This is a genomic window from Gordonibacter pamelaeae 7-10-1-b (assembly GCF_000210055.1).
GTDB classification, from domain to species: Bacteria; Actinomycetota; Coriobacteriia; order Coriobacteriales; family Eggerthellaceae; genus Gordonibacter; species Gordonibacter pamelaeae.
Genome location: NC_021021.1, coordinates 2894921 through 2896615, shown reverse-complemented (window position 1 = coordinate 2896615; position 1695 = coordinate 2894921). Strand labels below are relative to the sequence as shown.

2 protein-coding genes are annotated in these 1695 nt (G+C 68.7%); both read left to right on the top strand.

Going from position 1 to position 1695, the window contains the following annotated elements; all coding sequences use genetic code 11:
• Positions 1 to 342 precede the first annotated feature (342 nt).
• Positions 343 to 1203 carry an aldo/keto reductase gene (locus GPA_RS13365; protein WP_041239653.1) on the top strand — a complete coding sequence of 287 codons (861 nt, stop codon included), beginning with the start codon at positions 343 to 345 and terminating at the stop codon, positions 1201 to 1203.
• A 187-nt stretch (positions 1204 to 1390) separates the two neighbouring features.
• The coding region (locus tag GPA_RS13360) for a DUF5067 domain-containing protein (protein WP_041239652.1) at positions 1391 to 1695 on the top strand (305 nt) is incomplete at its 3' end.

Genomic DNA, 1695 nt, shown 5'->3' with positions numbered 1-1695 from the left:
CCTGGGAAAGTGGCCGCCCGCGCCCTGCGCGACGCCCGCCGCGGCCGCGCCCTCTCGGTGTTCCCCCTGTACGCGAAGTACCTGCATGTCGCCGCGAAGGTCGTGCCGCAGCGCCTCGTCATGGCCACGTGGCTGCGTATGCTCAAGCGCTACGGGGGCTAGGGGCGGCCGGCGAGGCGCCCGCCGCCCGGTTTGTGCTCAAGTCCCAACAACCGGGTGACGGTTCGCCCGCGCCGGCCCGCACCGGGTGCGACGGCCGGTAGAGTGGGCGCATACGCGAAGGCAAGGGCGCGCCGCAAGCCGCGCGATCGGGGCGGCGCGCCTGCAAACGAGGAGGCACTCATGGCAGACCTGCAAAGCCCGCAAGACAAGATCACCCTGCGCAACGGCTACGGCGTGCCGTGCATCGGGTTCGGCACGTGGAAGATGCCGGACGGCGAGGTGGGCATCGACGCCGTTCACCAGGCGCTCGCCGACGGCTACCGCCACATCGACACGGCGGCGGCCTACGACAACGAGGAGACGGTGGGCAAGGCCCTGGCCACGTCGGGCCTCACGCGCGAGGAGCTGTTCGTGACCACGAAGGTGTGGAACACCGACCGCGGCTACGAGCCCACGCTCAAGGCGTTCGAGGAATCCCGCAAGAAGCTGCACCTGGACTACGTGGACCTCTACCTCATCCACTGGCCGGCGGCGCAAGGCGCCGAGGACGACTGGCAGCGCACGAACCAGGAGACGTGGCGGGCGCTCGAGACGCTCTACCTGGACGGCCAGGTGCGCGCCATCGGCACGAGCAACTTCAAGCCCCACCACCTGGAGCCCCTCATGGGCGCCGCCGAGATACTGCCCATGGTGAACCAGATAGAGCTGCACCCCGGCTGCAACCAGGAGGCCACGCGCGACTTCTGCAACCGCAACGACATCGTGGTGGAGGCCTGGTCGCCGCTCGGCGCGGGCCGCGTGCTGGAGAACCAGCTGCTCATCGACATCGCGGCCTCGTACGGCTGCACGGTGGCCCAGCTGTGCATCCGCTGGTGCCTGCAGCGCCGCGCCATCCCGCTGCCGAAGTCCACGGACGCCGGGCGCATCTCCGAGAACGCCCGCGTGTTCTGGTTCGACATCACCGACGAGGACCTGCAGCGCATCGACGAGCTGGACCCCCTCGGCCAAAGCGGCCTCGACCCGGACACCATCGACTTCTAGGATGCCCTTCCCTCGCATCCCCGACGAGGGCGGCGGGGGCCTCCACCGCTCTCGTCGTCCGGAAAGCCCTTGTTAGCGGGGGTTTCCGCTCCTGTCCCGCTGACGGGAACTTAGCTGCCAGCTAATGTTTTGGCGGGGCGGTTTCGATATCCTTGTTCCGATGGATAAACCGGAGCAAGGAGGGACCATGAGGAAGAAGATCGGAACTTTGGCGGCGGCCTGCGCCCTGGCCGCATGCGTCGGGCTGTTCGGCTGCTCGTCGGGCGGCTCGGAGGCGCCGAGCGGCGAGAAGGCGGACGACGCCGCGCAGGCCGCGCAGAAGGAGCCCGAGCAGAAGGAGTCCAAGTACGCCGTGAGCATCGACGAGTGCACGGTGGTGCAGGACTACGCGGGCAAGGCGGCCATCGTGGTGACGTACACGTTCACCAACAACGCGGAGAAGGCCGTGCCGTTCTTCACGGCCGTGTCGGCCAAGGCGTTCCAGAACGGCGT

Bases quoted from the DNA above. Each gene is read 5' to 3' on its own strand.
- GPA_RS13365 (WP_041239653.1), top strand. From the start codon at position 343: ATGGCAGACCTGCAAAGCCCGCAAGACAAGATCACCCTGCGCAACGGC.